Origin of the sequence: Acidaminococcus sp., assembly GCF_050873445.1 — a bacterium.
Lineage (GTDB): Bacteria > Bacillota > Negativicutes > Acidaminococcales > Acidaminococcaceae > Acidaminococcus.
In genome coordinates, this window is the sequence record NZ_JBNMIU010000020.1 from 24,716 (window position 1) to 32,600 (window position 7,885).

Consider the following 7,885-nt stretch of genomic DNA (forward strand, 5'->3'; position numbering starts at 1 on the left):
GTATACATTATACTGTGACAAAAATGTGAATGGTTGAAAGTCGTATAAAATGAAAACTATAATGGATAATGTTCGAGACATGCAAAATGAAGGGAGCTGTTATCATGAAAGTAGATCTGAACTCTGACTTGGGTGAAAGTTTTGGTGCGTACAAAATTGGCATGGATGACAAGGTGCTGCCGCTGGTGACTTCGGCTAATATTGCCTGTGGATTCCACGCAGGAGATCCTTCTGTGATGAAAAAGACTGTTGATCTGGCCGTAAAAAGCGGTGCCGCACTGGGTGCGCACCCCGGATATCCAGATCTGGTTGGCTTCGGCCGCCGGAAAATGGCAGTTTCTCCTGCTGATGTGTATGCCATGGTGGTGTACCAGGTCGGTGCTCTGGCTGCTTTTGCCAAGGCTGCAGGTACCCGGCTCCAGCATGTAAAACCCCATGGGGCCATGTACAATATGGCTGCCAAGGATCCGGCTCTGGCAGAAGCCATTGCCCAGGCCATTTATGACGTGGATCCGGAAATCATCCTGTTTGCCCTGGCCGGAAGCGAAAGTGTCAAGGCGGCTGAAAAAGTGGGCCTGAAAGTAGCTTCGGAAGTGTTCGCTGACCGCAGTTACCAGGAAGATGGTTCCCTGACGCCACGTACCCAGCCTGGTGCTATGATTACGGATGAAGACAAATCCATCGCTCAGGTGCTGTCCATGGTATTGAAAGGCCAGGTCACCACTCTGAGCGGTAAGGTGATCCCGGTGAAAGCAGATACCATCTGTGTCCATGGTGACGGAGAAAAAGCCCTGCTGTTCACCCAGAAAATCCGCAAGGCTTTGACGGAAAACGGCGTGGAAATCGTTGCAGCCGGTACGTTCGTGAAATAAAGGAAAAGGAGAATGCCCATGGATACCAGCCATATGGAACCCAAAGAAGTCCGGGCTCTGATCCGGGAAGGGAAAATCACCAGTTTTACCAGCGGCATGTGCAATGGTTATGCCCAGGCCAACCTGGTGGTACTGCCTCGGGAACTGGCCTTCGATTTTCTGCTGTTCACTACCCGCAATCCCAAACCCTGTCCGGTCCTGGATGTGACGGAAGCAGGCAGCCCGGAACCCAAAGCGGTGGCTCCCGGCGCCGATCTGCGGTATGATATCCCCAAATACCGGATCTATCGGCATGGGGAGCTGACAGATGAAGTGACAGATCTGAGCCGTTACTGGCGGGATGATCTGGTGGCTTTCCTGCTTGGCTGCAGCTTTTCTTTTGAAGGGCCTATGCTGGATGCAGGGCTGGATGTACGGCACATTACGGAAAACCACAATGTGCCCATGTACATCACCAATATCCAATGCACGCCGGCTGGTGTGTTCCATGGCCCCATGGTGGTATCCATGCGGCCCATGACGCCGAAGGCAGCCATTCGGGCCATCCAGGTGACCAGCCGGATGCCCAATGTCCATGGGGCGCCCATCCATTTTGGAGATCCGGCGGCCATCGGGATCAGGGATATCGACAAACCGGATTTCGGGGATCCTTCCACCATCAAACCGGGAGAAGTCCCTGTATTCTGGCCCTGCGGCGTTACACCCCAGGCTGTGGCTATGGCTGTGAAACCTGAGTTCATGATTACGCATGCACCGGGTCATATGTTTATTACTGATGTAAAAAATGCTGATTTGAGCGTGCTGTAAAAAAAGAAAAAGAAAAGCACCTGGGAATCAGAGACAATTCCATATCCAGAACAAGATCCAAATGAGGGGGAGATTGTGATGAAGAAAGAATCCAATGTGAGCGTATTGCTGGGTGCTGCGTTCCTGATGGCAACTTCGGCCATCGGACCGGGTTTCCTGACCCAGACTACCGTATTCACCGGTCAGCTGGGAGCCAGTTTCGGCTTCGCCATCCTGGCTATGATCATTATCGACGCCATTGCCCAATTGAATGTATGGCGGGTCATCGCCGTGGCCAAGAAGCCGGGGCAGGACATCGCCAATATGGTATTGCCCGGCCTGGGCTATTTGGTTTCGGTCTTTGTGGTGTTCGGAGGCCTGGCTTTCAACATTGGGAACCTGGGCGGCGCCGGTCTGGGGCTGAATGTGCTGTTCGGCATTACCCCCATTACCGGGGCTCTGATCAGTGCGGCCATTGCTATTTTCATCTTCCTGAGCAAGGAAGCCGGCAGCCTGATGGATAAGTTTGCCCAGATTGCCGGCGGCGTCATGGTGCTGCTGACCATCTATGTGGCCGTTACTTCCCATCCTCCGGTGGGAGAAGCCATCAGTAAGAGCTTCATACCGGATAAGATCGACCTGATGTCCATTGTGACCCTGGTGGGCGGAAGCGTAGGCGGCTATATCACCTTCGCCGGCGGGCATCGGCTGCTGGATGCAGGCATCTGTGGCAAGGAACGGCTGGACGAAGTGAACCGGAGTTCTTTGACCGGGATCGGCATCACCAGTGTGATGCGGATTTTCCTGTTCCTGGCAGCTCTGGGGGTTATCACCCGTGGCTTTGCTCTGGATCCTGCCAATCCGCCTGCTTCCGTATTCAAACTGGCCGTAGGCGAAGTAGGGTATAAGATTTTCGGGGTGGTCATGTGGTCTGCAGCCATCACCTCTGTCATTGGCTGTGCCTATACCTCTGTTTCCTTCATCCGTACCTTCAGTGAAAGTCTGAATAAAAATTACCGGTATCTGACCATTGGATTCATCATTTTCTCTGCTGCTGTGTTTGCTTTTATCGGCAAACCTGTCAAAGTACTGATCCTGGCAGGGGCTCTGAATGGGCTGATCCTTCCGCTGGTACTGGGGGCACTGCTCCTGGCTGCCCGGAAGAAATCCATTGTGGGCGATTATGTCCATCCCAGATTCTTGCTGGCCACCGGCTGGATCATCTTTGCCGTGATGCTCTGCCTGGCAGTGGAGACTGCAACGAAATTACTGCCCAAACTGGTGGGCTAAAAGGTGGTTGAAAATATGGATAAAGCAACGGAATATCTGCAGGCAGCCCAGCTGCGGCCTGTAGGGGAGGCAGCACTGATGGTTTCCTTCGGAGACACCATCGATCCGGAAATCCTGCGCTGCGCCCGTGCTCTTGTAACAGAACTGGAACAGCATCCCTTCCCCGGGCTGCTGGAATTTGAGGCTTCTTATACCGGTGTGACGATTTTCTATGATCCGCTGGCACTGGCCCGGTCTTCTGCACTGCCGGAAGATCATCAACTGTCCAAAGGTTATCGGGAAGCAGCGGCCAAGGTGAAGACTCTGCTGGCCGGGATCCATTTTACGGCAGAGAAGGAACGGGCAAAGATCCGGATTCCGGTCTGTTACGGCGGTGCGTATGGTCCCGACCTGAAGGAAGTGGCCGATTACCATCATATGACTCCGGAAGAAGTGGTGAAAATCCATACCGGCGGCGATTATCTGGTATACATGATTGGATTTGCGCCTGGTTTCCCCTATGTGGGCGGTCTGCCTCCTGAAATCGCTACACCTCGGAAAAAGACGCCCCGGCTGGCCATTCCGGCTGGCTCTGTGGGGATTGCCGGGTCTCAAACCGGAGCCTATCCTCTGGAAACTCCCGGCGGCTGGCAGCTGATCGGACGGACACCCCTTGCTCTGTTCCGGCCCTGGGATCTGGCCCATCCCAGTCTGCTCCAGGCCGGTGACCGGCTGGAATTCTACAGCATTACCCCCAAAGAATATGAAGCAATGGCTGCAAAAGAGAAAGAAGGTGCCGGCAGATGAAAATCCAGGTGAAGAAAGGCGGCCCTTTGACCACGCTGCAGGATCAGGGAAGATACGGGTTCCAGAAATACGGTGTCCTGGTGAGCGGCGCCATGGATCTGTTCAGCCTGAAACTGGGCAACATCCTGGTGGGCAATGAGGAAAAGGAAGGGGCTCTGGAAATGACCATGAGCGGGCCCTTTCTGAAAGTGCCGGCCGGTCTGGTGTTTGCTCTGACCGGTGCGGATCTGAGTGCGAAACTGGGCGGCAAACCGGTTCCGTTGAACCGAGCCATCTATGTAAAAGAAAATACCACGCTGTCTTTCGGCTTTGCGGCCAAAGGTGCCAGAGGTTATCTGAGTGTGGCCGGCGGCTTTGATGTACCCTTTGTGATGAACAGCAAGAGTACATACCTGCGAGCCAAACTGGGCGGCTTCGGCGGGGTTCCCCTGCAGGACGGGACGGAACTGGAAACCGGTGTTTTATCACCGGAACAGGAAAAACTGGCGGCGGTTCTTTCTGCACAGAGCGGAAAAACATTCAGCAGCATGGGGTGGTCTATTCCGGACGGCAGCCTGTTTGCTGCGGATCCCATCCGGGTAACCCAGGGTCTGCAGGCAGACTGGTTCGACAACGAAACTTTGTATACCTTCCTGGAGAACCCCTACGCCATTACGGCCCAGTCGGATCGGATGGGGTATCGCCTCAGCGGCAGGCCGCTCTATTATAAAGACAGCAGCCTGGAAATGATTTCGGAACCGGTGACTTTCGGCTCCATCCAGGTACCGGCGGACGGTAATCCCATCATCCTGATGGCGGATCGGCAGACTACCGGCGGTTATGCCAAAATCGCCCAGGTCATCCAGGCGGATCTGCCCCGGCTGGCCCAGATGAAACCGGGACAAACGATCTATTTTAAACCGGTGACCCTGACGGCAGCCGAACAGGCTCTGGAACGGCAGGAACGGTTCCTTGCTGATGCCAAAGCAATGGTGAAACGATAAAAAAGCAGGAAAACATGTATCCGCATTGAATAAATATCATTGTGTCAGTGCAGGAAAGGAAAAGGACTGGCGCCCAACGGGGCCGGTCCTTTTTGTGGATCAGGAGGCAGAGAGCATGGATGTACAGCAATACCTGAAAGATCTGGAAACGTTGGTGAATATGGATTCCTTCAGTACGTATCCGGAAGGAACGGCCCGGGTGGCAGCCTGGATCAGGGAACGCCTGGACAAAGCCGGGTGGACCACCGAACTGATTCCGGTGGGAGATGCGGTGGGGCCTTGTTTGAAAGCAGTCTGGGGGAATCAGGCCCATTACGATGTGATCCTGCTGGGGCATATGGATACGGTATTTCCGGTGGGGACTGTCCAGGAACGGCCTTTTTCCATCGAAGGGAATCATTACAAGGGGCCGGGTTCGGCGGATATGAAATGCGGAGATCTGTTCATGGTATACCTGGCAGAAGTCCTGGCAGCGGAAAAGGTGCGGGGCAGCGTATGTCTGCTGTTCAATCCGGATGAAGAAATCAGCTCCCGGTATTCCCGCCCCGTCATCGAGCAGGAAGCCCGGAAGGCAGATCATGCCCTGATCATGGAAAGCGCCCGTCCCAATGGGGACTTGGTGAACGAACGGAAGGGCATCTGCAAGTATACCATCAACTTTGAAGGCATTGCCTCCCATGCGGGGGTGAATCCGGATAAGGGGGCCAGTGCCATCAATGAATTCATCCACTGGGGCGAGAAACTCATCACCCTGGCCGACCGGCAGGCAGGAACCACTTTGAATATCGGACTGGTACAGGGCGGTACGGCGGCCAACGTGGTGGCTGCGCAATGCCGCTGCGTGGTGGATGTGCGGATCAAAAAAAGCAGCGAAGGGGAACGGATCGACCGGATCCTGCGGCAGATGGAAGCCCATCCCTTCGATGCACGGGTAAAAGTCACAGTGGATGGCGGCGTGGCCCGGCCTCCCATGATGCCTGCGGAAAGTTCTCTGGAATTCTGCCGACTGGCCGATCGGATCGGCGCAGAGCAGGGTGTTGTTTTCCATTGGCAGGCAGCGGGAGGCGGCAGCGATGGAAACTTTACATCGGCTCTGGGAATCCCTACCCTGGATGGGCTGGGGCCCGTGGGCGGCAACGGCCATGCAGTGACGGAATATGGAGAAATCAGCAGCCTGGAACCGCGCTTCCGTTTTCTGGTGGCGCTGGTGAAAGCGGTTTTGACGGAATAAGAGAAAGGTGGAACAAGATGCGGGATACGTCTCTGGTTTATTTGCTGGATGGTGAGAATCGCATTCTGCTGGGCCGGAAACGGCGCGGTATGGGCGTGGGCAAGTGGAACGGATTCGGTGGCAAAATCGAGGCGGGGGAGACCTTGCGCCAGTGCGCAGTACGGGAACTGCGGGAGGAGAGCGGTATACGGGTGCAGCCGAAAGACCTGGATTTGATGGCTGACCTGTATTTTGACCAGCCCTCTGACGGAAACTGGTCCCATGGGGGCATGGTGTACTTTGCCCGGAAATGGGAAGGGATTCCCCGGCTTTCGGAAGAAATGGAGCCTCGGTGGTTCAGCCTGGAAGAACTGCCCTATGATGAAATGTGGCAGGCCGACTGTATCTGGCTGCCTGCCCTGCTGGACGGAAAACAGCTGCGGGGAACCATCCTGTTCGGTCCCGATGGAGACAAAGTCATCCATTCTCTGTTCCAGGAGGTCCATCTTGATTTTGCAAAGTGACTGGCCCACATTGCTGCTCCACTGGTTCGACGCCAATCGTCGGGATCTGCCCTGGCGGGAGGTCAAACCACGCAATCCCTATCATGTATGGGTTTCTGAAATCATGCTCCAGCAGACCCGGACGGAAACAGTCAAAGGGTATTTCTGTCGCTGGATAGAGCAGTTCCCTTCCCTGGAAGCCTTGGCTCAGGCCAGCGAAGAGCAGGTACTTCGGGCCTGGCAGGGACTGGGTTATTACAGCCGTGCCCGGAATCTGCACAAGGCAGCCCGTCAGGTGATGATGGAATATGGGGGAGAAATGCCCCAGGATGCCAGAAGCCTGCAGAGACTTCCCGGCATCGGGGCCTATACGGCAGGGGCCATTGCTTCCATGGCTTTTGGTCAGCAGGTGCCTGCAGTGGATGGCAATCTGCTGCGGGTCCTGGCCCGGTTTTATGGAGTCGATCAGGATATCGCTTCAACAGCGGGAAAAAAGACTTTGACCGGGTTGGCAGAAGCGATTATTCCGGAAATGCGCCCGGGGGATTTTAATGAGGCCATGATGGATCTGGGTGCTGATGTATGTAGTCCCAAAAATCCCCGTTGTGACCAGTGCCCCCTGAAAGGACAATGCCGGGCCTTCCGGGAGAAACGGACTGATCAGCTGCCGGTGAAGCGGCCCCGGGCAGCCCAGAAAGAATTTGCTGCAGCCTGCGGTCTGGTGGCACGGACAGGAAAATTCCTGCTGCACAAACGACCAGCCAAAGGGATGCTGGCTTCCATGTGGGAGTTCCCTATGGTATTGGAGAAAACGAAAACGGAAGCCCGGCAGGGGCTGGAAGAATTGCTGCAGGCTGGTGCTGGAGAAACAGTATGGGAACATAAGCATGTTTTTACCCATCAGATTTGGTATATGGAAGCGTATATCCTGGAAGGTGCGAAAGTGCCGGATGGAGAGTATGCTTTCTTCAGTCCGGACGAGTGGGAACTGATTCCGCTGGCAGGGCCTCATGCCAAACTGGCAACTTTTTTGAAAAAAGGTATTGACAGTAAAAAGAGAGTTTGATATTATATACAAGCTTTCTCTTTGAGAGAGAGCGGACAAATCAAAGAATTAAAAACAACGTAAAAAGCTGTTGACAAATTCTAAATGATTTGTTAATATAATTAAGCTGTTAGTTCAACAGCAAGGGTGAACCTTGAAAACTAAATATTGTTGACAGATGTGCGGGTCAAGTCACTTTAGGTGATAAGATCGAGTCACCTGGATGAAAACCAGGTTAAAAAATCAAAGCTAGTATTTGAGAGCCAAGTGGCTCTTCAAAATAATCTATTTTGGAGAGTTTGATCCTGGCTCAGGACGAACGCTGGCGGCGTGCTTAACACATGCAAGTCGAACGGAGAATTTGCTTCGGTGAATTCTTAGTGGCGAACGGGTGAGTAACGCGTAGGCAA

The 7,885-nt window shown here is 54.2% G+C and carries 8 protein-coding genes and 1 rRNA gene; all 9 read left to right on the plus strand.

What is annotated here, in order from left to right:
* Positions 1 to 101 precede the first annotated feature (101 nt).
* Positions 102 to 872 carry a LamB/YcsF family protein gene (locus ACR0QW_RS05030; RefSeq protein WP_432642627.1) on the plus strand — a complete coding sequence of 257 codons (771 nt, stop codon included), beginning with the start codon at positions 102 to 104 and terminating at the stop codon, positions 870 to 872.
* A gap of 18 nt (positions 873 to 890) precedes the next feature.
* Entirely contained in the window at positions 891 to 1,679 is a 789-nt protein-coding gene (locus ACR0QW_RS05035) for a putative hydro-lyase (protein WP_432642620.1), read from the plus strand.
* A gap of 78 nt (positions 1,680 to 1,757) precedes the next feature.
* Complete coding sequence (locus ACR0QW_RS05040) at positions 1,758 to 2,948, plus strand: NRAMP family divalent metal transporter (RefSeq protein WP_432642628.1); 1,191 nt, start codon at positions 1,758 to 1,760, stop codon at positions 2,946 to 2,948.
* Between the two features lie 15 nt (positions 2,949 to 2,963).
* Positions 2,964 to 3,734: a 5-oxoprolinase subunit PxpB gene (pxpB, locus tag ACR0QW_RS05045; protein WP_432642621.1), complete on the plus strand. Its 771-nt coding sequence runs from the start codon at positions 2,964 to 2,966 to the stop codon at positions 3,732 to 3,734.
* Positions 3,731 to 4,717, plus strand: a complete 987-nt coding sequence (locus tag ACR0QW_RS05050; RefSeq protein WP_432642622.1) for a biotin-dependent carboxyltransferase family protein — start codon at positions 3,731 to 3,733, stop codon at positions 4,715 to 4,717. Before pxpB ends, ACR0QW_RS05050 begins: the two co-directional genes overlap by 4 nt.
* 115 nt (positions 4,718 to 4,832) lie before the next feature.
* A complete protein-coding gene (locus tag ACR0QW_RS05055; RefSeq protein WP_432642623.1) occupies positions 4,833 to 5,948 on the plus strand; it encodes a M20 family metallopeptidase in 1,116 nt (371 codons plus the stop codon).
* A gap of 17 nt (positions 5,949 to 5,965) precedes the next feature.
* Positions 5,966 to 6,451, plus strand: a complete 486-nt coding sequence (locus ACR0QW_RS05060; RefSeq protein WP_432642624.1) for an 8-oxo-dGTP diphosphatase — start codon at positions 5,966 to 5,968, stop codon at positions 6,449 to 6,451.
* Positions 6,435 to 7,496 carry an A/G-specific adenine glycosylase gene (mutY, locus tag ACR0QW_RS05065; RefSeq protein WP_432642625.1) on the plus strand — a complete coding sequence of 354 codons (1,062 nt, stop codon included), beginning with the start codon at positions 6,435 to 6,437 and terminating at the stop codon, positions 7,494 to 7,496. Before ACR0QW_RS05060 ends, mutY begins: the two co-directional genes overlap by 17 nt.
* Before the next feature lie 266 nt (positions 7,497 to 7,762).
* Positions 7,763 to 7,885 (plus strand): 16S ribosomal RNA (locus tag ACR0QW_RS05070); the annotation flags it as partial.